Genomic DNA, 22,471 nt, shown 5'->3' with positions numbered 1-22,471 from the left:
AAGCTCTAGTCACCCAAAATACTCATCTTTTCGCTCATCTATCCACAAATCGTAGTTTGTCATCACTTTCGAAAACTCACCGCTTTGCAGGTAGTTATCCAACCAAACTCTTACTCTCTGGTAATGACTATGGCGAAACCACTGTTTATCTATTCGGGCATATTTACGCAAAAATGGCAGTAATGCGATGTCGACTAAACTCTCTTGTTCCGAGAACAAAAACGGGTGTTGAGTTAGATGCACTTCAAGTTTTGTAAGTTCAGTCTCACAAGCTTTACGTCGTTCGGCTGTATTTTCTGCATGGTAGCGTTTGGCACACCCAAAGGCATTGAGTGCTGGCACGAAGTTGCGCTCAAACTCTTCTATTACCGTTATCATTTCTGCCAAAGCGTTTGGGTTGTCGGTTTGGAGCAAATTTTCAGGATCATACTCAGACAGCGCCCAAATCATAATCTCTAAGCTCTCTTCAAGAACAAGCGGTGCTCCTGCAATATCTATACTTTCACATGGTACTTTTGGCACGACTAACACGGGAACGCTCCCCTTTGGAGACACTTCCAGCATCTCACGCGGTTTGTTATCGAGCTTTATTGATCGAATATGTACTCTCTGACGAGCTTTAAGCAGAGCCAATCGAGCCCGAATTGCGTAAGGGCAATTATGCAAAGAATAGAGGATGGGTACTGGTTTACTCTGCATATGGGGCTCCATCAACAAATACCAATGAGCATTAACATCCGTATCTTAGTCTAACCAGATTTCTTTTCTCAAAAACCGACACGAGTTAGAAACATCTAATGCTCTGAAGTTTAAAGCATTCGCGACACTTATGCCTTTAGCAAGTCGAACAATCGATGCCCGTAAGCATATTGATAAACGCTTGCCTTGATTCTGGGCTACTGTCGCGATGCGTGGTGTAATCAGCGTGAGTTTCCGATTCTGCTGTTGGGGATAGGGTTATTCCCCATAGCGCCTTAATTTGATTTGGTACGATTGAGTAACGGACATCGATAATGCGTAGTTTATCCGAAGGATCTTGGGCTACGTAACCATTGGAAAACCACTGAAAACGCTCTATATCCTTGGCTTGTTGCGACTTCAGATCAAGCCAAGGAAAATCTCGGCTTACGTTCAACTTGGCAACAGACTCGCCTTGGTAAGTTTTTGCGGACATCCCCACTCTTACTGCGTCGACGTAGTAGCGTTCGTTCGTTTCATAAACCACTTTCCAAACTAATATGTTGGCAAACGTTGGTTTGGCTTCCAACCTTGTAGGCGTGTGCTGCCGGGCTTGCGCTAACTCCCACCCTACTGCTTCCGCTGTATCTCGTTGGTACACTCCCAATATTAGGTATGCGATCGCCCAAAGAAATGCAATTCGGGCATACCAAGGGTTTCGCTTCAATAATGTAAAGATAAGCAGCGTCAAGATTGGAATTGTAAATAGCGGGTCGATAACAGAAATCGTATTCCACGCATAGCGATCATCGGTTAAGGGCCATAAGAGCTGAGTTCCATAAGTGGTACAAGCATCTAACAGAGCATGAGTACCATAGCCTAACGCGCAACAAAACCAGCTTTGTCTAAATGACAACCCGTGCTTCTTTGCAATGAGTTGATGTAGAAGCACAGCACAGATGAAACTACCAATGGGGATAAATAAGAGTGAATGCGTAAACTGCCGATGATATTCCAAAAACAGCAGTGGATCACTTGATGAGCGGATGAGTACATCTAAGTCTGGGGCCATTCCAGCAAACAAACCGAGAGCTCCAGCAACTGCTAAGTGCTGCTTTTTACTTACCGACTGTGGTAAGGACGCGCCCAATAATCCTTGTGTTAATGGGTCCATTATGTACTCTCACTAATAGGTTAGCTGAACAGAGATGACAATGACGGACAGGATAGACCTCAGTATGTTTTTTCTCATGTAATAATCCCTTTTCCATATTCTATCGCGACACTTCTGTCGCATAACGTCTAATTAAGGCGCAAACCTGGTGTATGCAACTTACCTACTATCCGCTTGCCGAATCGGCGCAACAAACATATAAACCACCCAAGAGAGCCAAGAAATAAATAACATGGCCACAATCCAGCCAAGTTTTTCTCGGCCACTGGTTTTATTGGATTTTATAACCAAAACAAAAGGGGTTAACCAAGCGATAAAGATCCCCCACATCATAACTGAACCATACATTGTGTTCATAAACCTATCCCTGTCATTAAACCTCTAGCGTGTCTCTGGGTACTAACTCTAATATATTGCTCAGAATGATAAAATGAACTTGTTGCAAATTTGTAAAGCTAGAGCACTAAAAAATCTGAGGCAAGCTCTATGGCGCAGCCTATTTCGACGTTTAGCCATAAATCACCTCTCAATTAGCCCCTAGATCTAACTTAGTAAAGTGTCTACTAAACGTGGGGGACTCGGTATGCGTATTACTACAAGTTGATTTCGCAAAACTATACACAAGAACAAATTGCACAACACGTCGATTTTCAGATGATCAGACCTGACCTCACTCTCAGTTCGAAAAGGAAGGCATTACCACTTGTGAGAACCATTCAGTCATATGCCTAACTTATCTACTAATTCTGAAAAAGACGTTTCAATCTGTTGACCAGATGTATCGATGTGAATCACGTTACCTTTTCATGCTTCATAGTGGCGATTCCTTACCTGATTCCAGTCCGGTAGCCTTAAATTTGCCACTTCCGAGGGTCGGGTGTTGACCCTATGTTCATGCTCATCACTATCTGAGCAACACACTTCAATGTTCACAAATCTTGCATCAACGCTCTCAGCTATTTGCTGCCATTCCTGACGAGTTAACTCAATCGGATTACAGGAGTCCGCGATACAGCTAACGCCAAGCTCTAGATTGTCGCGAATGACTCGGTAACTTAATCGGTAGCCTTCACCTTCAACTTTAACGTTGCACAGCTCCCTTAGCCCTTGCTCTACAGTATCAACACGCAGGTACATAGCTCCAATTTTGCGTGCTAGTAGCTTGGCGAGAGTGGACTTCCCTGAGGCTGGCAGACCAGAAAAAATATACAACACAGGAATACTCAATTGATTTCCTACCCTTTTGATATAACTTCTTGTTGAGCCTCAACAACACCTTAAACAAAATGCACAATAGAAACAGTGCTCATCAGCCATTATTTTTGAAGAACTTACTTTGTTGTCACTATTATTACACTAACGACTTTTGGCCGAGTTGGATCTTTGGCTCTATCCCCGCCTTACTGTATAAGCTCAGCGCAGATTCATTAAACGAGTACACTTCTAACCACAGTTCTTCACTACCTTGCGCAATCGCACTGCGCTCAAACTCTTCAATTAGCTTCAACCCAACGCCCTACTCCCTCGTCCCAATACACAAAGGCGAGCCAATTGGCTCGCCTTGTTTGCTTGATCATTGAGTTCAAGATAAGTTTAATCTTGAGGGTCTTCTTTCGCGTTTATCTCAGCGTAAGTGTGCAACAGCTCTGTCAGAGTTTTAACCCAAGCGAAAACATCCGTCGGTGTGTTTTCTAATAGCTTTTCTACTTGCTCACAGTGCGTTTCAAGTGTAATTGCTTCTTCCAATCGAAACGAGATTGCGTAGAAATGCCAAAGGACAAGACGAGTCATTCGCTCGCTGTTTTGCTTCGCGTTATCTGACTCATCGAACGCTTGCTGAATTTCACTCAGTGCGATTGCTGTCATACGTAACATTGCATCAAGACGTGCCGATAGCATACGGTCTTCGCTGTCTACTTCTTCTTGATCAAAGGTAAACAGCTCATTCATCACGTCTTCTGGCACCATTTTACTGATCATGCGAGCGCTGAACTCTTCCAGTTCATGGCGAGGCATGGTTACAAGACAATCGAAGGTGTAATCACGAAGCATAAAATCACTCTACATCAGTTATAACTTTTAATGTGCGCATTCTAAGCGCTGTGATTTCAATTGCCACTGTTTATTACCATCTAATTCGATCTAACTTGAGAAAATACTGACTCAGAAACGCCCCTGCGCACCAGTCATGCTTTATTCGGTGCGTGTAGGATAATTAAACTCATAATCCCCAGTACAACGGCTACCAAAATTGAACTAAAACGAACGATATCATCAGTAACCGCACTAATGCTGGTTGAGGTAATGCCGTAAAAGACCAGAACCACAAAACTCGAATACATCAGTTGAAAGGAGTTATAGCTGGCTTTTTTGGCCATTGCATGAATGCCCATCAACAACGCACTGATCACCGTTACACCTAACATTCCGACAAGGTTAACTTGCAATAAACTCATTATTAACGGCGGAATGGCATACAAGACACTTGCGTAAGTGGTTACAAGCCTTCTGATCCCATACTCCTTACCGATTCGTGGGTCCGGATCTTTGATGATCAGCGCAACTACGACAGTAATAATCGTACTTTGAGCAAGGTTCATTTGAATGGTACACACCAGCGTAATCATAATAATCACGGTTTTGAACAACGTCTGCCAATCAAATTGCTCATGCTGGCTTGTATTTGCCGACTCGCTGATCGGTGCTAATGGCTCACCGCCAGGAAATAGGAAGTAGCCTAAATAAGCCGAGAACCCTGCAATTAAAATGTTTCCCAGTAACGCTTGGGGGATTTGAGCAACCCCAATCCCTTTTTGCTGAGTAAACACCGCAATCATCGCGGTAGATACTATCAGTAATATTGCCAGGACATCTTGAGGGTTTTTCTTGGTGCGCTCCATACACCAATAAAACACTGCAAATAATACCGCATAGTAAACCTGAGGATAATCACTCAAAAGCGCACTTACTAATGCCTGAAACCATGCCGTAATGAACAGGACACCTCCCATAACCAATACCATCAGAAGTGGAGGTGGTTCATGTGTCGTAGTCAAAAACACTGCACACATCGCTGGTGCCAACAGTGGTAAATCGGTACCAAACACATACTGCCAAAAGAGCAACAAGACCGGAAACAGTGCGACTCTAATTAGTGCGTTCGTATCGCTACGATACATAACTGATATAGCTCCATGCCCAGATCCATAGATCTTGTAGTCGTTCGCCGATGTAGCTTTCGTCAGGATAGAATGCAACTACCGCGCGCCCGCTGTATCTCAATGTCACATTTTGAGGTAGCGCTTCAAATTCGATGTTAACTGGGAATCGCTGTGCTTTTACACTGCCAGTTGGCGAGGTCATTAGGCCACTGCTACCATCCACAGCTAAACTACCGTTACCGCTGCTGCCCCAACCAATTGATGAGACCTTCCCTTTGTAGACTTCACCAGGATAAGCATCAAATACAATTTTTACTTGATCGCCTGATTTAAGATAAGCAAGTGAGTTCTCTCTAACCATTGCGGTTAACCAAAGGTGACGATTATTCACAAATGTCATTAGAGGTTGTCCTGCGCCAGCGTAATCACCGACCGCTACGTCCATATTGGTGATCACGCCATCACCCGGAGCAGTAAGCTTTGTATAGTTCAAGTCTAGTAACGCCTGCTCCAACTTGTTAAGAACCCCTTGAATCTCAGGATTATCTTCATCTCTTGGACCAAACTCTTGCTTTGCCTTTTCTAATGTGGATGAAGCTTGAGCGAGATTGGCTTGTGCCGTCTCAAGATCTGCCACAATATTATCCATCATTGATTGGCTTATGGTGCCACGCTTCGCCAGCACTCGATTACGATCAACATTTTTCTTAGCATTGTTAACTTTCACTCGAGCAGCAACCTCATTGGCTTTGGCAACATTAATAGCTGCCGAATCCGCTTCATACGATTGAGCGGCTTTTTGCAACTCTATTCTTGCTGATTTTACTGCTAACTCAAAAGGCTGAGGATCAATACTAAGTAAAGGCGCTCCAGCTTTTACCTCGGTATTATTAGTGACAGTTACCTCGGAGATAGGCCCCGATACCTGTGAGCTAATACGAATGACTTGCCCATTAACACGGCCTTGGTCGGTCATTGGTGTTACCCTATCCGCCCACAATGTGTAAAGCCACATAACTAATACAAACAAGATGATATAATAAGTAAACGAACGAGCTTGTTTCAATTTGTTATTATCTTCTGCCATTATTTTTGCCTAATTCAAGTATATTTATCTTTTTAAATAGAATGCTTTTCTTCGTTCCGACTTCGACAATAATAGTAATGATAAAAGCAAAGCCCCCCACCAATATTGCGGCAGTAGAAGCATCCACATTTACTACCCCAAAATACTTAGTCCAAATTACCGCTAAAGTAACAAACCAGCCGAATAGCGCCGCAGCTTGAGTTAGAGCAATAGGAACAATTCGCCACCAATAAGCGCCTTCAAAATTACTGGCCATCTGAGGATGAGTTTTTTTTAACTGCTTAATTAATAGTATTGACGTGATTAGAGACAAGATAATACCTAACCCAAACGTTAAGCTGACTGCTTGCCCCCACACTGTTGTTTGAGAACTAGAGATCATATCAACCGACATGGGTACAACTGACTTATCATCGAAATGATTAACAGCAATCCAATAGTTAATGCCACCATTAATCAAGCCGGCGATCAGTGAGTCCCGAGCTTTGATTTTACTCATGTTTTATTGCCTAGAAAGTTGAGATATAAAACTCGGTGATTGTACACCCACAGAGTGATCAGCTTCACAATTTTATGCTCAATATTGACCACTGTTATTGCAAACTTATTTTGATTTACTCATGTGATAATTGCCATTATCCCATCACTTACTTGGCGGTATTCTTATCCTTCACTGAACAACATGATTTCATCAAAGCTAGGACCAACGATGGGCACAAGAAAAACAACACATCGAATCAGTAATCAAAACAACTTTATTTATTTAACCCTTTCATTGGTCACTTTACTCATTAGTGCTTCATTAACTCAGGTACTTACTGGCGGGAAAATGGAAGTCTTGTTACTAGGCGTAACCATCTTTACCTTTTTTGTCTGCATAATCAGCTTAAGGTTCGATAAAAATTGGTCTGTGTTTTTTCATACACTCGCAGTGGTGTGGCTAGCTTCAATCGGGGCAACGTATCTGTTTGATCTACAATATAGTAACCTAATAATGCTCTTACTTAGCTTTACCTTTTTTGTTGGTACGTTTAAATCTATTGCCAAGCAGATCCTCTTCTCTGGACAAATCAATAATAATAAGGTGGTTGGTTCTATTGCTTTATTTCTTCTACTTGGATTAATTTGGGCTGTGGCCTATTTGATATTGATTGAGTTTGACTCTCATTCATTCTCAGGCATGAACGCGATACCTTGGGAAGAGAATTTTGCCACGGCGGCCTATTTTAGTTTCGTCACTCTGACCACTCTTGGTTATGGAGATATCAGTCCAATTACACCAATAGCCCAAACCTTAGTTTACTTAGAAGCGATCGCGGGCGTTTTCTATATGGCAATCGTTGTTTCAAGCTTAGTCAGTGCAAGCATAAGTCATAAACCAAATAATGACTAATTAAGCTACCGGGGTAGTGTTATTATGGCGAGAATACTTACAAAACCAATTATCGTTCCTATCACTTAGCCCTTTTTATATGGTTTGTTATCGAACAATTGGGTAAAAAAAGGCGGCCATATCGACCACCTTCTCTATCTGTTATTTACTAAGATACTTGTTACTTAGATTGCGATTTGATGTATTTCTTTACTTTCTTCATCGCCATTTGTCGCTTAAGTGGCGATAAATAGTCGATAAACAAATTACCTGAAAGATGATCAATTTCATGCTGCATGGCTATCGCTAAGAATTCATCATTTTCAATAGTGATAGCATTCCCTTCCCGATCGAGAGCAGACACAACAACAGAAGTATAGCGCTCGACATCAGCGTAGTAATCAGGGACAGACAAACACCCCTCTTGCCCCATCGCTTTATTCTCGCCACTAACAACTTCAGGGTTAATGAGAATCAGCGGATCATTTCTATCGTCAGAGAGATCTATGATGACAATGGCTTCTTTGCGCCCAACCTGAGTTGCAGCTAAGCCAATACCGTTGTCTGTCGCATAAAGAGTCTCAAGCATATCGTCTATGAGTGATTGCACTGCCGATACATCACTTACTTTTTCTGCTTTAACTTTCAAACGAGGGTCTGGAATTGAGAGGATTTCAAGGATTGCCATATAAATCTGTCGCTATCAAAAATACTAATTTGGCTGATTATACATAGATTCCTATGCTTTGACTCCTTCATCTCACACTATCAAAAAGGGCGAACTTACCAGCCCGCCATTAAATTACTTGAAGATAAAACTATGCTCGAAAGCCACTACAACTTATTCGCGTCAACAACCTTGATCGTAGTCCAATTAGAATTGGCATCTTGAATAAAGCCTTGCGTGTCTTCCAACCATCGCTTTTGCACTGATTTGTCGAGATTCAGGTATAGCTTTCCGCCTTCAATTTTCCATGCCTCTGGGTCAGTTTCGAATTTCTTACCCATCGCAACGCCGAATGCACAATAACCACCATATTGCGGCACATACGCTTGAGGGTCTGCTTTAAACTGGTCACGGTTTGCTGCATTAGCGAAGTGATAGATCGCGTTGTTATACGTGGCTGAATACTCCGCTTTACCTTGAACTGCGCCATTGTCTGTAAAGTAAGCCACCGGGTCGTACCCCTTGATAGCAAGATCATTGGCATCAACGCTCATGCCAATATCCGCAGCCATTAGTGAAAAACTCGTTCCGATTAAAGCTGCCATTAAAGAGAGTTTTCGACCCGTTGATTTAATGCGTGACATAGTAAGCTCCTTGTCTATGTTCGTTTACCTTGTGTGAATAAATTAGCTAACTCTCCCGGTCTATAAAGAGACTAAAGACCAAAAAAGTACGCGAATCGTTCGGAGGTAAGATGGACCTGCTGTCACAATTGATGGAGCACTTCTCAATACGTACTGGGGTATTTTATTCCGGGCATTTATGCGGCATATCTTCTTTCCAACCAGAACAGCAACACCGAGGTCATTTACATGTATTAAATGCCGGGGACTTGATACTGAAGAGAGCTAATGGCAAAACGCAACACCTCACACAACCTTGCATCATTTATTTGCCAAACAATACCCCTCACAGGATAGAAGGAACGGAAGAAACCGAGTTAGTTTGCGCCAATGTGGATTACATAGGTAGCCAGATGAACCCATTGTTATCCGCTTTGCCGGACGTAATAATCATACCTTTCCATGCGGCTCCTAACCTAACACCAGTATTAGAGATGCTATCTCGAGAAGCGAATGAAAGCTCAGTTGGCCAAGAGTTTTTACTGAACAAGTTGAGCGATGCCTTAATGGCATTGATCTTTCGCTATTTGATTGAGGAACATCAAATTGAGCACGGCTTATTTGCGGCCCTTGCTCATCCTCGTCTTGCTATTGTGATGATGGTCGTTCATCAACTACCAGCACGCCATTTGAGTCTAAGTGAGATGGCTTCTAATGCGGCGATGTCGCGCACACAGTTTATTGAGACCTTTAAACAAGTCATCGGAGAAACGCCTGGAGATTACATTCAAAAGTGGCGCATATCGGTGGCTCAGTCTTTACTTCTGCAAAATAAGCCGCTCAACTGGGTTTCTGATGAAGTTGGATACAGTAGCTACTCAGGATTCTCGCGTGCTTTTCAAAATGTCTCCGGTATGTCACCACGAAAATGGTTACAAAACCAAAAGAAGGCCTCTCTTAGAGAAGGTTTACCCCAAACTGTTTAGCCACCATGTTGGTTATCGCAAAACAAACCACGGATACAATACAACTGATGAGCAAGGTACTCCAAAATGAATACTTGCTGAGTAGGTAAGGGAAAAGTAGGAACATTGGCAAAGTTGGTACAACAAACCAGAAGGTATAGAAAGCATGGTTGGAGAGCTTTTCACTGCCCTGCCCTTCAATATACATCCACACCAATGCCAATATAGTGACAGTAGGCAAAGCGGCAACCAAAGCACCCAACTTGTCGCTTCGTTTTGCTACTTCAGAAATCAAAACCACAATAGCGGCAGTTGTTAGGTACTTTGTTACAATCCATAGCATCACCTTGCTCCTTCAATTCGCTATCCTTCCCCTCTTAAAGTTAAACCAAAACAAGGCTATATTTACAAGCTGATAACGTAATATCTGTGAGAGTTGTTGGCTACATGGACTCAGACTTATACGGTAGTTAGAAAACAGTACACTCGATCTCGTCCTAGGTTCTTCGCTTGATATAGAGCACGGTCTGCATCAGCGAGTGCATTCTTCATCGTGTCAGAACCACTAAAGCATGCGATACCAATGCTCACGGTAATATCAATATTTAACTCATGGATAATTACAGGTGTTTGTGCGACTTCTTGTCGGATTTTCTCACAACACTGCACTGCTTGATCCTCGTTAACATGTGGCATTAGAAGAATAAACTCCTCTCCACCCGTGCGTGCCAAAGAGTAGCCTGAGCTTAAATTAGCGCTACATAATTTGGAAAAGTGAACCAGTACCTGATCTCCAACGTCATGCCCATAGGAATCATTAACTCGCTTAAATAAGTCGATGTCGAGAACAGCGATTGAACCAGAGGTATTTTCCTCTTTCAATGCTTCAAACCTGCTTTCAAGCCCCCTTCTATTAAGTAGTCCTGTTAGGTAGTCTGTGTGGGCTTCATTTTGCAAATCACTACGTTGCTTTTCCGAGTGGCGATACTTGTTAAAGTAATTAACAGGTGTCGTGATGACGAGCAGTACCGAAAACAATGTCAAAAAAATGACCAGCCTTGCCATGATGCCAGTATCATTGGATGTTATGGAGAGCTGCCAATTAGTATTGAAGATATTCACTATCCCTGTATAAGCGTTACAACCGTTATTTCCTTTTGAACTGATCACTTTATCGTAATAATTTGAGCTATCAGGATCGTATCCAACTACTGAGTAGTTCTTGATGTTGTTGGCGCTCAGTATCTCTTCTAGTGAAGCTAATATGGATTCTAAATAGATAACAGATGAAGAGAATCCAATAAACCCCGCTTCATTTGAAATTCCCTTGCGTAAAATAAATGCTTGTTTACCATTTTGGACAAGTTTTACCGGCCCAATAATTGTATTTTTCTTACAATCAATCGATTGAGTAGCGCCAACCTTTCTATTTTGATCTTTTAAAACGTTATGACCGATGGCCAGTTTTTGAGATTCATAAGGATATACCAATGCGACAATACCTTTCGGTAGGTAAAGCAATGCATCAACATTTTGATAAGTAAGGAGCAGTGTTCGGCTAAGTTTATTAAATGCTTCTTGAGAAATCGGAGCATCATCCGAAAGGATAACCATTTCTCTTACAACCTCAGCGGTAATCAACGCATCGTTAAAGATAGCTTTCATCTCTTTGTTGATAGCGTTAATCGCTTTTTCAGATTCATTTTGGTTGTTGATAGCGCTGAGTTTTGTAGCAAGTAGTTCCGTCAATATTATTAACAAGGCCATCAATGCCACTTTAAAGGTTCTACTCATTTCAACTATCCTAATTCAGCTGGTTCTCCATATCCTTAATTGATGTCTAAAAATCCATTTAGCTTTATACCTAAGCAATCTCGAGATGCTTGGTTCAACGAGAATGACTTGGATATATACTATTGCCCTTCCAAATAAAGAATTTACATTCAATAGGCAAAAGAAATGCGAATTATACGCCTAAATGAATATGAGTCGATGATCAAAAGGTATCGTTACGGCAAATCTTTTTTATCGCGCAGTTGTTAATTTTTATCGATCGAACAGATTGATCGATACGATCGAATTAATTAATTAATTAATTAATCATTAATTTTGATCGTCACGGCAAAAAGCACCTTGTCTATTTGCTTAGAAATCAAGCTACATCTATTTTTCAACCCGCTCATGATTCTGATAGCTCTGTTCTATGGAAACGCTTCATTTCTTTAGCAAACGCTTGAAAGTCGATGTGTTTTACCAATGCTGCACATAATGAAGGCAGAGGATCAAACATAAAGACACTGTCGCTGTGCTTAATATGGTCAAAAATTTGCGTTAGGTTTTCTTTGTCTGATAAACCAGTGGACAAGAACAATGCGTGAATTTTTCCTATATGGTTAGCTTTACCCAACTTACGTACAAAAGCATCCAGCGACGCTTCAGCATTTTGGAGTTCCCCTTTAAGAAAGTCGGCATGAAGTTGAATGAGGGAGAAATGCTGACTTTCACTCTCATTCATTTTTAAACGGGATACTTCATTAAGAACCTGAGCAAACTTCTTCTCATACAGTATTCGCCCCTCTTCACTCCTCATCCACACCATAAGTAGTAAAAACAAATAATTTAGGGTGCTTTGAACAACATTTTGATTGATTTGCTTTGCTGCATTTAGATCGGAAGAAAAGTGGACAAGCGCCTCTTCATATTTACCTAAACCAATGGCGAACAACGCCAGTATTTGATGCTGTACTCGACTTAGCCCCCACTGGAGCCCAGATCGAGCAGATAGCTGATAAGCTTGTTTGATATGACCGCTTTGTAGCAGCAATAGGCTACCGATTTCCTCAAAGGGCTGCCCTAATTGAAATCGAGTTGAGTCAAATTTTTCATATAGTTCCAGCGCTTCTTTCGTTTGCCCATTCAAAGACAATGCGTTGAGAAACAGACTAATTTCAACCGAATAGTCACGTTTGCAACCCTCTTTAATTAAGGTGCCATAGAGCTCAGATGCCTGTTTGAGCTCACGCTTTAAGAGATGATTGTTTGCTCGATTGAGTCGCAAGTCATGTTGATAGTCAACATAGTGATGTTCAAAAAACTGATAGCGCTCTTCAATGTCATCATTACTGTCTAGATTATCGGGTTGCAATAACGGCCAAACTTTATTTTTCTTCTTAAATACCTTACGGATGAGGTCGCTGATCTCTTGTTGGCTATCGTCTGGAATGATATGGACATCAGCCAAATAATAAGATCTATCGCGGACGAACCCTCTTTTACAATCCATAACAATAATAGAGCGCTCGTCTATGGCGTTGGCCTTCTTTAGCTCAAAAATTAAATCTTGAGATTTTATCTGCCCGTTTAGAAAGCTCTGATCACAGATTAAGATATCAAACTGCTGGTGGAAACTCCGATTAAGAGCTTCACACGGTGAGTTTAAGTGGATTATTTTATGCTGACGAACTCCAAGTGATAGTAGGAGACTAGATATACTGATGTTCTTATTTGCAAACTCTTTAATTAACAGTACATTCGCATCTCTCAACTTTAGCATACCAGCCTTCTTCCTTGATTTATTGGCCAGGCTCGTTGGACATATTGAAGTGACAATACATATAGATAACGAATTGTTGATTCTATACTGGCAGTAAAAATCAATAATATCGTTTAAAAGTGGTTAACTATTGTTCTAACGCTAGGATTGTGCGCTTGGTTCCAATGATAGGTTGGATTTTAGGCAAATTAGGTAAATAGCTCTAATAGCTAATATTCTCTTTTACCCATTCAATACCTAGAAAGCCGTCAAATAAAAATCTGACCACAGATGTTATTTCTGCATTCCCCACTGCTCATGAAATGCTTCAAACTCTTCTATAAATACTTTGAAACGCTTAGGGGTATGCACACTTTGTTTGTACAGAATATAGAGAGTACCTTCTTCATACCATTCTCCGTTGAAGAGCTTGATAAGCTCACCTTGACTCACTTGCTCTCTGACTTGGTTATCTGGAATTAGACCAATCCCAAACCCCTCTTGTGCCAAGTTAATTGCGATATCAATCGAGTTGGTGGTCATATCTCCGGTCACTTCAACCTGATGGCTTTCTCCTTCACTGTTAGTTAAGCTCCAGTACCTTTCGAGGGTTGGCGAATTGGTATGTGTGATGCATTGGTGAAGCTCCAGATCATGCACGTATTTGGGTTTTCCATGTTTTTGAATATATTTTGGGGACGCATAACAACATCGAGTAAAGCGAGAGGCTATTCGGCAAACGACTGACTCATCATTAGGTAAAAATGGCGCAATCATCAAATCCACATCTTCAAAAAGGCTCAAGGTATTGGGAGTTAGTGTGTGAAAATGAATATGAATGTTTGGATATTTTTCATGAAAATCGGGCAGGAAGCTCTTGGTTAAGAAGCGCGCCATCGGATGCAAACAACCAATTCGGAGCAGCCCATTAATGCCTTTACGTTCAACGTGAAGCTTCTCAACGGTGTGTTCGATAAGATCTAGAATTTGACCTGCCGATTCTAAGAAGCTCTCCCCTTGGGGCGTAAGGCTAATACTACTGCCTCTTCGGTGCACTAAGGTGACATTGAGACTCTCTTCCAGAGCTTTGATCTTTCTACTTAATGTTGGCTGACTTACATCCAGCGCTTTTGCGGTCTCAGTAAAGTTAAGCTTTTTCGCCAAAACAGAGAACATTTTAACTGCTTCGATATCCACTTTTAGCTCCTAAATCGTATCGCCAAGATATTACTGACTATTATGCAAATTTTCTTCTCTCATCACTGTAACTGAAAAAATATCCCCGCTTTCTTTGATCTCACATCCGCTATTCATTTTTTGAATAACAGCCATTACCTACCTGCGTATTGCCCAGTGAGCAACTCGATATAATTCGACACAACTTTTCATAACTACCACCTTAGAGTAGGCCTATTCATGCAGTTAAAACACCCTTTACTATTCTCCACACTCGCTTTGTGTACAACGCCTGTCGCGGCAACAACCTTTGAAGCACCCAACTTTTATGGCGACATCTTAGGGCAAGTACGCTGGGAAGCAGGACAAGATTATCAATCAGAAATTCATCGCGCGAATGCGGGTATCAAAGGCAAACACGATGCTGGTCTATTGCGTGTAATCTACAAACTAGAAGCTGAGTATTCTGAAGATCTCACTCAAAAGATTCCTGACGAACAGGACTTCGATACCCGCGTTAGCGAAGCAAACTTAATTCTAATAACCAAAGATTTCGGCGGCATCTACTTCGGCAACGGTACCACTGGCACCTATAAAGATCTCTACTCTCGCGTAGACATTTTTGAAAGTAACAATATGCGCCGTTCAAGCAATGCCGCTTTATTTCGTCAAGCAAAATCTGGTGACAACCAACTTGCCTATATGACACCCAAATGGAACGGTGTATACGCAAAAGTCGCGGTCATCAGCCCTGATAATAGCAATGGAGAAGACATTGATATTCTAGGTCTTAGATTACTGTATGTGACCGATAATTTTGACCTGGTACTGAATCGTGCCCAAGTGGACGATAAACAAATGCCAGGCCACCAAAACGATGACTACGTTCGTTACGCCCTCTCGTCTTCTTACACTTGGGATAACGTCTACCTCGGTGGCCTTGTTGAACTGAATACCGACGATCCCCAAGGCGACAGCACTGTATATGGCGTCTCAGGCAAATACTCTCTAGATAAGCTGACCTTTAAACTCGGGGCTCAACACAAAGCTTTCGACGATTCGAATAAAGATGGCCAAACGCTTTATCTAGCAAGTCTCAACTATGCCTTTAGTCAACAGTTCTCTACCTACATTGAAGTCGCTGAGTACGCTGAAGATTCAGCAACCAATGACCCAGCGAACAACAACGGTGAAAACCGAAATGACAACATTAACATCGGCCTCCACTTTAAATTTTAACGCTCTGCGCTAAGGACTGAATAAATGAAAAAGCTAATAGCAACATTAGGCCTACTCTGTGCGAATCAAGCTTCAGCAGGCGTTTCCATTACCGATTGTGTCATTGTTGAACCAGCACCTGGTGTCAATAAAACTGGATTATTTTTTAATGCCACATTTACCGAAGACGAAGAAGTGAAAGCACTAAGACTTCCTTCACCAGAAGCGATTCTTGGGGCAGAAATTCCTGAGCTAACGAACGAGATTCAAATGCACAACACTATCATAAAAGATGGCGTTATGAAGATGCAGCGTTTTCCGAAACTGTTCCTCAAGAAAAACACGGTGACCAAACTGGAGCGCGGTGGAACGCACTTTATGTTAATGGATCTTAAGAAGCGCCCACTCGCTGGCGAAAAGTACACGGTCAACTTATGGCTGACCTACCTTTCAGACCAACAATGTGAAGCGAACGTTCTTAAATCTTCTGACTTTCCACCGAAGCATAAAATGTAGGTGAGACGATGAAAATTATTGAGCAAATTAAACAAGTGAAACGCTCGGTCAAACTTGCCATTGTTGCTGTAGGCATCGGGATTGGTTTGATCTCCGCACTCCCTGCAACAGAAGTTTTGCATGTATTCAGCACCAACGAGTTTTGTGCGTCATGCCATACGATGGAACCGATGGCTGATACGTTCGCACAATCTGTGCATGGTGGTAATAACCAACACGGTTTTGTTGCAGATTGTATCGATTGTCATCTGCCGAAATCCAATATTGTCGAAGAACTTTGGGTCAAAGGAACGTCTGGTACGCGTCACTTGTGGGGTGAGTTTGTGCTTGGTATGGAGTCCCTTGACTATGAAGAGCTTCATCCTAAGCGTGGTGAGTATGTTTATGACTCAGGCTGCATCAATTGCCACCGAGGCTTGGAAGAGCGCGCTCAAGGTGCTGACGAAAACTCACCCGCATCGGACTTTTCTCACAACCTTGCATTTAACAACAAAGCTAACGATCCATCTTGGAAGTGTTCGAGCTGCCACTACGATATCGCACACCCAAATCTAAAACGTGAAATGCGTTTACGTGAAGAAGAACGAATTCGTAACGTTGCGGCAACTGAGGGCTTATAAATGAAATACTTAACCACATTATCACTGGCCATTAGTGTGGCATTAGCTGGTAACAGTTTTGCCGCAGAAGACATTGACAATGGATACGGTGATTACACCATCAATCGTACATTCGAAGATCTGAAGAAATCACCTTCAGATATGAAAGCCGCGAAGCGTATTTTGTACAGTTGCTACCTTGGATGTCACCGTCCAGCTAAAGAGGAAGTACCAGAAACACTCAGCCCGAAACTTGAAGGTTTCGATCCTCAGTGGTTCCTCGATCAATGGTTCTCAATGGATAATGAACGCCATTCTGGTATTGCATCTCAAATGAAAGAGATCGTCTATTCCAACCCTCCACGTGATATGGCATCGACTGCAATTTTACTTGGCGCTCAAAAAATGAAGTACAACCCAATGCCGGATGTACTAGAGAGCGAAGAGTTCAAACGTGGAAAAGAAACTTACGATAGAACATGTAAAGCCTGTCATGGAGAACAAGGAGCCTCGACGCAGAAAAATTTCCCACCTTTGAAGGGACAAATGCCAACGTACATCTACGAGCAAATGATTGCCTACCGCGATGGCAAACGTACAAATGGTGCTTTGGCAGGCATCATGATGCCTTACGCTAAGATGTTGTCAGACCAAGATTACCGAGATGTCGCGGCTTATGTTTCAGGACAGCGTGTAAAACCTATCGAGAGGGAAGAATTTATCACCGGGATTGGCATGCCTGCCCCTGAAGGTTTTAAGATTCCGGAAACTGGTCAGATCCAAAACTTTACCGATACTTTTGGTGAAGACTCTGATTTTCAGGGAAATGAGCCGAGTTACACGATTTCAAAATCTGGCAAACTGGTAAAAGATAACAATACCCAGCTTATGTGGGAACGTGACTCATCGCGTATCTGGATGACGGCGGTCGAAGGTAAAGAATACTGTGCAAACCTAGAAATCGATGGTTACACAGATTGGCGTTTCCCACTAATGAAAGAGTTGTTCTCCATTGCTGATATGGGTGAGTTCCGTCCAGCGATTAATACCGATGTGTTCTTAAATATGCCTCGTCAGAACTCAGGCATTTGGACGTTCCCAATTTCTGACCGTCATGATCACGTTTGGCACGTTGGTTTCCCCGATGCACATATCATGGGCCAACATACCGCATCAACTAAGCTTGTTCGCTGTGTTCGTGCGGATAACAACGCTGCCTATCACAACATGCAATACATCGATAATGGTGATGGTACCGTCACAGAAAAAGTGACCAATCGAATGTGGCAACAGAACATTGATTATGTGAAACGCAAGTTCGATGATTCTCTGAAGTACTGCCAAGACTTAGAGTATGCTGGCTATGATGACTGGCGTACTCCGGATATCAAAGAGATGAACTCCATTGTTAACTACAACAAAGTTTCTCCAGCAATTGATGAAGAGTTTTTCCCAAACACACCAGTGAAGTCATTCTTCTGGACCAGCACTTCTGATGTTGCAGGCCCTACGCTTCATGTGAGACCTCTATCGGCTCGTAAGAAAAATCAAACGCTAGAGCAATTGGATTTGAGATTCACCGGTGATAACGAAGGTTGGGCACATGGTTACCTAACTGGACAAGGGTTTGGTATGTCGAAAGATTCCGAGTTCTACACTCGCTGTGTTCGCACACCTTAATCCTACAAAGAAGCCCTTCCGGGGGCTTCTTTTGCTCCAACCAGTTGTTTTTTTTTCTTTAAATTCAAACCTTCATATTTTGAATAACGCTTATTCAAATGCTCTCTTGTCACGCGAGGTTGCTATGAACAAACTTATCCTTCCCCTACTCACCTCATTGCTCGCTTTTTCAGTACACGCCGATATTCCCGGCCGCTACGACGATGGCGCTCGATGGGCTTTTATTTCTGATGATGCATCTAATAATGTGGCGGTCATTGATACTTTTAGTTTCTCCTATACCGACCAAATTGGGTTAAAAACAAAACCAACGCAAATTGAAGTCTCTGATGTTCAAGATGTTTTGGTTTACATCGATGGTAAAACACCAGTGGTTTATGTGTATGACCTGGTTAAGAAGAAACACTGGTCAATTGAAATGGAGGCCATACCAACTGAAATTGCATTTCATGCCGATGAAGCACAGCTTGCCGTCGCGATGAAAGATCGTATTGATATCATCAAGCCTTTAAAACGTGAATATGTGGCGACGATTACAGGTGTTAGCTCTCCATTTAGCATGAACTTTGATAACGGTGGGTACAATTTATATGTGTCAGAGAGCAATACTGGTAAAACTCTTGTATATCGAAACCATGACGGTCAGAGACGCTATATCAATGTAGGAGAAGGCAACGTTTCTGAGTTGACTCTCTCACCAGATGCTCGTTTGGCGCTTACGTCGCAGTATAAAGATAACGCCGTTGTTGTATGGGATTTATCGATGGAAATGGAATTCAACACCTTTCAATTCGACTCGCAGCCTTGGCGACCATATGTTAGTTCGGATTCTGAATACATTGTTTTAGCAAGTGAGAACGGCCAAGCTCGAGTCGTCGAGTCTTGGGGAGGTGCCGTGGTTAAAGAATTTAAACTCACCGGCGCTCCAAAATCGATTCGTACCGGATGGATTGAAACGATGGGCATTATCGAGTCAAAGGACGCATTGGACATTTTCGAGCTAGGCTCCGATGCGCCTGTCCAATCTGTATCACTTAAAAATCACCTTAGAGAAGTGGTTGTAGTTTCAGACTCAAAAACGCTATTTGCTACACAGGAAGGATCCTCAAAACTCTTCGTTTACGACATCCGCACCAATAAGGTATTGAAAGAGATCGACACTAAGTTGTCCAAGCCCCACCTGCTAGCAATGGGCATTACAAACACCGTATGTCACTAAAGGAACGTACAATGAAACGACAAACTTCCTATACTATCTACGCTTTTTTAGCGGCATGCTTTCTGAGTTTTAGCGCCGTTGCGAAACCTTTAAAGTTTGAACTGCGAGAGAATACCCTAGGGACTGTGACCGAGAAAAATTGGCAAGGCCAGTTTCTCTTGATAGGGATTGGCTATACAAGCTGCCCAGATATTTGCCCTACTACGGTTATTGATTTAGCGACTGCGGTTAATTCTCTAAAAGAAGGGGCAAATAAAATTACGCCAATATTCATCTCTGTTGATCCTAACCGCGATACCATCGAAAACTTGGACATGTATGTAAAGTACTTTGACCCAAAGATGATTGGATTAACGGGAACTCAAGAGCAGATCAAATCAGTTGCAAAGAATATGAAGGCAACCTATGGCTATTCTCTTGAAGGCAAGCCCATTTATCCCCCTCTCCCAAAACAATATGAAGTTTACCACTCTGCCTACATCTACCTTTACGGGCCAGATCGAGAGCTTATTGATGTATTTGGCTATGGCGAAGGGGGTAAAAAGATTGGTCAAAGTTTGGAAAGGTATATTCATGAATAGAATGCCTATCATCATACTGTTTAGCATTGCGTTAGGCTCAATATCATCGGCTTCTGCGGGCGAATGCAAGACGCCGGAAGGCTTTATCACGCATAACGCATCTTACAATCTCACGGAACTCAAAAGTCGAGTTAGTTTGGTCAACCTTTGGGCAGTATGGTGCCCTCCTTGCCTGAAGGAGTTGCCAGCGCTCGACAGCATAGCGAATAACGAAAATTTTCGTGTTGAAACCGTTCATATTGGGGACAATCTTTCAACCATCAAAGAACGATTTTCTAAATTGGGCATTCAGCACCTACCTAAAACCATTGAACCGGACATGGGATCAATTCACGCGCTTGGCTTTCAAGGATTGCCAGCCACATTGGTGGTAATTAATGGTGAAATTAAGTTTCGTTATTCTGGGTATATCAAGCACTCACCCGGAGTGATTCAAGACTGGCTAACGTGTTTAAGTGAGGAGCTGTAATCATGAAACGTATGCTTATTTTACTTATTGCCTCCACCAGCTTCTCAGCTTTTGCCAGCACTGGAATTGATAAAGGCAAAGCGCTTTATATCGCCCCAGGGAAAGGTGGCTGTGCTACGTGCCATGGTGAAACCGGAAATGAGCCCGTGATGCCTATGTACCCGAAAATCGGTGGGCAAAATGAACTTTACCTCTTCAATCAGATGAAAGATTACAAGATGAAAAAACGTAAAAACGGATTATTCATGACCATGGAGGTAGCGATGGAACACTACTCCGATGAAGAGATTCGCCTTATGGCTAAGTACCTGAGTGCTGTTGAAAATCACTAATTACAGGCCACCCAATAAAAAAGACGGCCTGTAACACGGCCGTCTTTCTCTTTTTTAAGAGCGCTTAATCTTGGGGGGGATCCCCTTGTACTTCTGAATTCTCGATAACTTCTGTAACGCCCTGGGTCTCTGTATCTACCCACTTCATAAACACTTGGTAACCTGCTGCTAAGAAAGCTGCACCGATAAACATGCCTAGGATGCCGCCGGACATCATGCCGCCAACAGCACCAATCAGTACGATTGGCATCGGCACTTCAAGACCACGGCCAAGAATCAACGGTTTTAAGAAGTTATCAACCAAACTCGCGGCAAGAAGCAACACAGTAAAAATAACATTGTGTACCGTGCCAGTATCACCCGACCACAATAACCCAACAGCAACAAGCGCGATAATGGTGACCGGAAGTTGAACTATAGCAAATACCAAGGCAATGAGAGTAAACAACGCCGCCGCTGGTACACCAGATAATGCAACCACTCCTCCAAAGATCACCGCCGTTAAGAACGCAATACCAATGATGCCTACCGCAACTTGTCGGATGGTGGCAGTTGTCAGCTCATGTAAATCAGGCCCTCTGATTTCATCTGTAAAACTGATGAAGATCTTGCGTATTGACTTTGCAGCAGGTTGAGCCCAAGCAAGCATGATACCAGCAATAATGATGGCACCAATGAGCATAAATGCACTCTTAGCTGCACCAGTAGCTCTATCGATAAACCAACTCAGCACACCTTTTATTTGAGGTTGGCGTTTTTCAATGAAAGTTGGCAGATCATCCGCAGCTTCATACCAAACGGCGTGAACTTTGTTGCCAATTAAAGGCCATTCTTTAACGCTATCAGATGGCTTAGTGACAACTAAGGTGCCGTCTCGATAAGATTCAAATGTCCCAAGCGTTTTGGACGCAAATGAATTACCGACCATCGCAGTTGGTGTGCCAAGAAGAAGTACACCGATGATCGCTATCAGTGTTGCCGAGCGTGCAGAGCTTATACCCAACTTTTTTTCTATCACAAGTTTGACCGGATAGAGGGCTATCGCCAATACCAGTGCCCACAACAAAATAGGTAGGAAAGGTAAAAATGCCCACCAACACACAATGACGATCAGCGTCGTAATAGAGAATCGTATCAAAGACGTAGTAAATGCCTTTGCTAATACCTTTTCTAGGTTTTCATTTGAATTATTCACTGTTCATCCCTTTGGTTTCGCATCATATTCTCATCGCTGTAAACCAGCGACGAATAGCGTGTGAATCATTCCCAACACAGCATTTACCGCCACTTTGTCGAAACAAGGTTGCCCTTAAGGCTGGGATTCCATGTAGCAATCACTCATATAAAACCTAGTACATCACCCCGCACATTCAACGGTTTAGTATCATATTGTCGACCCATCTCTCTTATGTGCAGCCATAA

The 22,471-nt window shown here is 42.5% G+C and carries 24 protein-coding genes and 2 pseudogenes; 10 read left to right on the top strand and 16 right to left on the bottom strand.

Annotation, left to right across the window (positions count from 1 at the left end; all coding sequences use genetic code 11):
* Positions 1-9: 9 nt before the first annotated feature.
* The 9 genes and pseudogenes from ACTS60_RS03260 to ACTS60_RS03220 all read right to left on the bottom strand — a co-directional run bounded on the left by ACTS60_RS03260 (position 10) and on the right by ACTS60_RS03220 (position 6,599).
* Positions 10-699, bottom strand: coding sequence for a glutathione S-transferase (locus ACTS60_RS03260; protein ID WP_440887116.1), 690 nt, complete (start codon positions 697-699; stop codon positions 10-12).
* 136 nt (positions 700-835) lie between these two features.
* Positions 836-1,852: a metal-dependent hydrolase gene (locus tag ACTS60_RS03255; RefSeq protein ID WP_440887115.1), complete on the bottom strand. Its 1,017-nt coding sequence runs from the start codon at positions 1,850-1,852 to the stop codon at positions 836-838.
* 159 nt (positions 1,853-2,011) lie between these two features.
* On the bottom strand, positions 2,012-2,209 hold the full coding sequence (locus tag ACTS60_RS03250) for a hypothetical protein (RefSeq protein WP_440887114.1): 198 nt from the start codon (positions 2,207-2,209) through the stop codon (positions 2,012-2,014).
* Positions 2,210-2,572: 363 nt separating this feature from the next.
* Positions 2,573-3,079 (bottom strand): annotated as a pseudogene (locus ACTS60_RS03245) (AAA family ATPase).
* A gap of 124 nt (positions 3,080-3,203) precedes the next feature.
* Positions 3,204-3,368, bottom strand: a pseudogene (locus tag ACTS60_RS03240) (GNAT family N-acetyltransferase); the annotation flags it as partial.
* A gap of 77 nt (positions 3,369-3,445) precedes the next feature.
* Entirely contained in the window at positions 3,446-3,904 is a 459-nt protein-coding gene (locus tag ACTS60_RS03235; RefSeq protein WP_440887113.1) for an exoribonuclease R, read from the bottom strand.
* A 134-nt stretch (positions 3,905-4,038) separates the two neighbouring features.
* Positions 4,039-5,031 (bottom strand): DUF2955 domain-containing protein, encoded by a 993-nt coding sequence (locus tag ACTS60_RS03230; RefSeq protein ID WP_440887112.1) that lies wholly within the window; start codon positions 5,029-5,031, stop codon positions 4,039-4,041.
* Positions 5,021-6,100: an HlyD family secretion protein gene (locus tag ACTS60_RS03225; RefSeq protein WP_440887111.1), complete on the bottom strand. Its 1,080-nt coding sequence runs from the start codon at positions 6,098-6,100 to the stop codon at positions 5,021-5,023. The genes ACTS60_RS03230 and ACTS60_RS03225 overlap by 11 nt, the downstream gene beginning before the upstream one ends.
* Entirely contained in the window at positions 6,087-6,599 is a 513-nt protein-coding gene (locus ACTS60_RS03220; RefSeq protein ID WP_440887110.1) for a permease, read from the bottom strand. The genes ACTS60_RS03225 and ACTS60_RS03220 overlap by 14 nt, the downstream gene beginning before the upstream one ends.
* A 210-nt stretch (positions 6,600-6,809) precedes the next feature.
* On the opposite strand from ACTS60_RS03220, the gene ACTS60_RS03215 reads away from it, so the two are divergent.
* Positions 6,810-7,493: a potassium channel family protein gene (locus tag ACTS60_RS03215; protein ID WP_440887109.1), complete on the top strand. Its 684-nt coding sequence runs from the start codon at positions 6,810-6,812 to the stop codon at positions 7,491-7,493.
* A gap of 160 nt (positions 7,494-7,653) precedes the next feature.
* Here ACTS60_RS03215 and def read toward each other — a convergent pair whose 3' ends face one another.
* Both def and ACTS60_RS03205 read right to left on the bottom strand, forming a co-directional pair.
* Positions 7,654-8,160 (bottom strand): peptide deformylase, encoded by a 507-nt coding sequence (def, locus tag ACTS60_RS03210; protein ID WP_440887108.1) that lies wholly within the window; start codon positions 8,158-8,160, stop codon positions 7,654-7,656.
* 146 nt (positions 8,161-8,306) lie between these two features.
* A complete protein-coding gene (locus ACTS60_RS03205; protein WP_440887107.1) occupies positions 8,307-8,783 on the bottom strand; it encodes a YHS domain-containing (seleno)protein in 477 nt (158 codons plus the stop codon).
* Between the two features lie 110 nt (positions 8,784-8,893).
* On the opposite strand from ACTS60_RS03205, the gene ACTS60_RS03200 reads away from it, so the two are divergent.
* Positions 8,894-9,748 (top strand): cupin domain-containing protein, encoded by an 855-nt coding sequence (locus tag ACTS60_RS03200; protein WP_440887106.1) that lies wholly within the window; start codon positions 8,894-8,896, stop codon positions 9,746-9,748.
* On the opposite strand, the gene ACTS60_RS03195 is transcribed toward ACTS60_RS03200, so the two are convergent.
* The 4 genes from ACTS60_RS03195 to ACTS60_RS03180 form a co-directional block, all read right to left on the bottom strand.
* Entirely contained in the window at positions 9,720-10,070 is a 351-nt protein-coding gene (locus tag ACTS60_RS03195) for a DUF3147 family protein (RefSeq protein WP_440887105.1), read from the bottom strand. The two genes, ACTS60_RS03200 and ACTS60_RS03195, sit on opposite strands and share 29 nt — an antisense overlap.
* Before the next feature lie 116 nt (positions 10,071-10,186).
* Entirely contained in the window at positions 10,187-11,521 is a 1,335-nt protein-coding gene (locus tag ACTS60_RS03190) for a sensor domain-containing diguanylate cyclase (protein ID WP_440887104.1), read from the bottom strand.
* A 385-nt stretch (positions 11,522-11,906) separates the two neighbouring features.
* A complete protein-coding gene (locus ACTS60_RS03185) occupies positions 11,907-13,280 on the bottom strand; it encodes a hypothetical protein (protein WP_440887103.1) in 1,374 nt (457 codons plus the stop codon).
* Between the two features lie 273 nt (positions 13,281-13,553).
* Positions 13,554-14,456, bottom strand: coding sequence for a LysR family transcriptional regulator (locus ACTS60_RS03180; RefSeq protein ID WP_440887102.1), 903 nt, complete (start codon positions 14,454-14,456; stop codon positions 13,554-13,556).
* Between the two features lie 219 nt (positions 14,457-14,675).
* Between ACTS60_RS03180 and ACTS60_RS03175 the strand changes: the two genes are divergently transcribed.
* The 8 genes from ACTS60_RS03175 to ACTS60_RS03140 all read left to right on the top strand — a co-directional run bounded on the left by ACTS60_RS03175 (position 14,676) and on the right by ACTS60_RS03140 (position 21,049).
* Positions 14,676-15,674 (top strand): porin, encoded by a 999-nt coding sequence (locus tag ACTS60_RS03175; protein WP_440887101.1) that lies wholly within the window; start codon positions 14,676-14,678, stop codon positions 15,672-15,674.
* Between the two features lie 24 nt (positions 15,675-15,698).
* Positions 15,699-16,169, top strand: coding sequence for a copper chaperone PCu(A)C (locus ACTS60_RS03170; RefSeq protein ID WP_440887100.1), 471 nt, complete (start codon positions 15,699-15,701; stop codon positions 16,167-16,169).
* An 8-nt stretch (positions 16,170-16,177) separates the two neighbouring features.
* The gene (locus ACTS60_RS03165) at positions 16,178-16,789 is read left to right on the top strand and encodes a cytochrome c3 family protein (RefSeq protein ID WP_440887099.1); all 612 of its coding nucleotides are present in this window, start codon (positions 16,178-16,180) and stop codon (positions 16,787-16,789) included.
* The gene (locus ACTS60_RS03160) at positions 16,790-18,448 is read left to right on the top strand and encodes an Lcl domain-containing protein (protein WP_440887098.1); all 1,659 of its coding nucleotides are present in this window, start codon (positions 16,790-16,792) and stop codon (positions 18,446-18,448) included.
* A 124-nt stretch (positions 18,449-18,572) separates the two neighbouring features.
* The gene (locus ACTS60_RS03155) at positions 18,573-19,667 is read left to right on the top strand and encodes a YncE family protein (RefSeq protein ID WP_440887097.1); all 1,095 of its coding nucleotides are present in this window, start codon (positions 18,573-18,575) and stop codon (positions 19,665-19,667) included.
* A gap of 11 nt (positions 19,668-19,678) precedes the next feature.
* A complete protein-coding gene (locus ACTS60_RS03150; protein ID WP_440887096.1) occupies positions 19,679-20,248 on the top strand; it encodes an SCO family protein in 570 nt (189 codons plus the stop codon).
* Positions 20,241-20,717 carry a TlpA family protein disulfide reductase gene (locus ACTS60_RS03145; protein WP_440887095.1) on the top strand — a complete coding sequence of 159 codons (477 nt, stop codon included), beginning with the start codon at positions 20,241-20,243 and terminating at the stop codon, positions 20,715-20,717. The genes ACTS60_RS03150 and ACTS60_RS03145 overlap by 8 nt, the downstream gene beginning before the upstream one ends.
* Before the next feature lie 2 nt (positions 20,718-20,719).
* Positions 20,720-21,049: a c-type cytochrome gene (locus ACTS60_RS03140; protein ID WP_440887094.1), complete on the top strand. Its 330-nt coding sequence runs from the start codon at positions 20,720-20,722 to the stop codon at positions 21,047-21,049.
* Between the two features lie 64 nt (positions 21,050-21,113).
* Here ACTS60_RS03140 and ACTS60_RS03135 read toward each other — a convergent pair whose 3' ends face one another.
* Positions 21,114-22,244 carry an AI-2E family transporter gene (locus ACTS60_RS03135; protein WP_440887093.1) on the bottom strand — a complete coding sequence of 377 codons (1,131 nt, stop codon included), beginning with the start codon at positions 22,242-22,244 and terminating at the stop codon, positions 21,114-21,116.
* Positions 22,245-22,471 lie beyond the last annotated feature (227 nt).

The sequence above is a fragment of the Vibrio sp. WZ-1 genome, from assembly GCF_052037695.1.
GTDB lineage: Bacteria > Pseudomonadota > Gammaproteobacteria > Enterobacterales > Vibrionaceae > Vibrio.
This window is presented reverse-complemented; position numbering and strand designations above follow the sequence as displayed.

Excerpts from the sequence above, each read along its gene's own strand:
- ACTS60_RS03260 (WP_440887116.1), bottom strand. The coding sequence starts at position 699 with ATGCAGAGTAAACCAGTACCCATCCTCTATTCTTTGCATAATTGCCCT.
- ACTS60_RS03255 (WP_440887115.1), bottom strand. The coding sequence starts at position 1,852 with ATGGACCCATTAACACAAGGATTATTGGGCGCGTCCTTACCACAGTCG.
- ACTS60_RS03250 (WP_440887114.1), bottom strand. The coding sequence starts at position 2,209 with ATGAACACAATGTATGGTTCAGTTATGATGTGGGGGATCTTTATCGCT.
- ACTS60_RS03235 (WP_440887113.1), bottom strand. The coding sequence starts at position 3,904 with ATGCTTCGTGATTACACCTTCGATTGTCTTGTAACCATGCCTCGCCAT.
- ACTS60_RS03230 (WP_440887112.1), bottom strand. The coding sequence starts at position 5,031 with ATGTATCGTAGCGATACGAACGCACTAATTAGAGTCGCACTGTTTCCG.
- ACTS60_RS03225 (WP_440887111.1), bottom strand. The coding sequence starts at position 6,100 with ATGGCAGAAGATAATAACAAATTGAAACAAGCTCGTTCGTTTACTTAT.
- ACTS60_RS03220 (WP_440887110.1), bottom strand. The coding sequence starts at position 6,599 with ATGAGTAAAATCAAAGCTCGGGACTCACTGATCGCCGGCTTGATTAAT.
- ACTS60_RS03215 (WP_440887109.1), top strand. The coding sequence starts at position 6,810 with ATGGGCACAAGAAAAACAACACATCGAATCAGTAATCAAAACAACTTT.
- def (WP_440887108.1), bottom strand. The coding sequence starts at position 8,160 with ATGGCAATCCTTGAAATCCTCTCAATTCCAGACCCTCGTTTGAAAGTT.
- ACTS60_RS03205 (WP_440887107.1), bottom strand. The coding sequence starts at position 8,783 with ATGTCACGCATTAAATCAACGGGTCGAAAACTCTCTTTAATGGCAGCT.
- ACTS60_RS03200 (WP_440887106.1), top strand. The coding sequence starts at position 8,894 with ATGGACCTGCTGTCACAATTGATGGAGCACTTCTCAATACGTACTGGG.
- ACTS60_RS03195 (WP_440887105.1), bottom strand. The coding sequence starts at position 10,070 with ATGCTATGGATTGTAACAAAGTACCTAACAACTGCCGCTATTGTGGTT.
- ACTS60_RS03190 (WP_440887104.1), bottom strand. The coding sequence starts at position 11,521 with ATGAGTAGAACCTTTAAAGTGGCATTGATGGCCTTGTTAATAATATTG.
- ACTS60_RS03185 (WP_440887103.1), bottom strand. The coding sequence starts at position 13,280 with ATGCTAAAGTTGAGAGATGCGAATGTACTGTTAATTAAAGAGTTTGCA.
- ACTS60_RS03175 (WP_440887101.1), top strand. The coding sequence starts at position 14,676 with ATGCAGTTAAAACACCCTTTACTATTCTCCACACTCGCTTTGTGTACA.
- ACTS60_RS03170 (WP_440887100.1), top strand. The coding sequence starts at position 15,699 with ATGAAAAAGCTAATAGCAACATTAGGCCTACTCTGTGCGAATCAAGCT.
- ACTS60_RS03165 (WP_440887099.1), top strand. The coding sequence starts at position 16,178 with ATGAAAATTATTGAGCAAATTAAACAAGTGAAACGCTCGGTCAAACTT.
- ACTS60_RS03160 (WP_440887098.1), top strand. The coding sequence starts at position 16,790 with ATGAAATACTTAACCACATTATCACTGGCCATTAGTGTGGCATTAGCT.
- ACTS60_RS03155 (WP_440887097.1), top strand. The coding sequence starts at position 18,573 with ATGAACAAACTTATCCTTCCCCTACTCACCTCATTGCTCGCTTTTTCA.
- ACTS60_RS03150 (WP_440887096.1), top strand. The coding sequence starts at position 19,679 with ATGAAACGACAAACTTCCTATACTATCTACGCTTTTTTAGCGGCATGC.
- ACTS60_RS03145 (WP_440887095.1), top strand. The coding sequence starts at position 20,241 with ATGAATAGAATGCCTATCATCATACTGTTTAGCATTGCGTTAGGCTCA.
- ACTS60_RS03140 (WP_440887094.1), top strand. The coding sequence starts at position 20,720 with ATGAAACGTATGCTTATTTTACTTATTGCCTCCACCAGCTTCTCAGCT.